The following is a 510-nucleotide window of genomic DNA, read 5'->3' as shown; positions in this document are numbered from 1 at the left end:
TCCACGAGGGTGCGGCGGTCGCCGCGGCCGGCCTCGAGGTGCTGGAACTGGCGCTCGACGATCGCGTGGTCGTCGGCGATCAGGTGGTCGATGTCACCGGGCTGGGTGGGATAGGACAGTGCCATGGGTGGTTCTCCTCACAGGGGACGGTGGGTCGGTCGCGCTCCGGTGCTCTGCCGGACCTCGGTCCGGAGCGCCGGGCGGCAGTGCAGGGACGCAGCACCGGGAAGCGGTGCCGGGACGGACGGCGAGGCGGGCCCGGACAGAAGCCGGAGCCGCCCGCGCGGACCGGTCAGGGCGTGGGCATCCCGCCGGTCGCGGCGAGGGTCTCACCGCTGACGTAGCTGGACTCCTGGGAGGCCAGGAACACGTAGGCGGGGGCCATCTCCGCGGGCTGGCCCGGCCGGCCCAGCGGGGACTCCGAGGCGCCGAACTCGGGCAGCTTCTCCGGGGGCTGCCCGCCCACGACCTGGAGCGGGGTCCACACCGGGCCGGGGGCCACCACGTTCA

Annotated in this window: 1 protein-coding gene; it reads right to left on the bottom strand. The window is 74.9% G+C overall.

The window, feature by feature from the left end; all coding sequences use genetic code 11:
- Positions 1 to 292 precede the first annotated feature (292 nt).
- The coding region (locus RCG67_RS17485) for an SDR family oxidoreductase (RefSeq protein ID WP_368828091.1) at positions 293 to 510 on the bottom strand (218 nt) is incomplete at its 5' end.

Source organism: Kocuria cellulosilytica (assembly GCF_040981245.1).
In the GTDB taxonomy this organism is placed as follows: domain Bacteria; phylum Actinomycetota; class Actinomycetes; order Actinomycetales; family Micrococcaceae; genus Kocuria; species Kocuria cellulosilytica.
The sequence above is the reverse complement of the archived record's forward strand: the minus strand, read 5'-3'. Positions and strand labels throughout refer to the sequence as shown.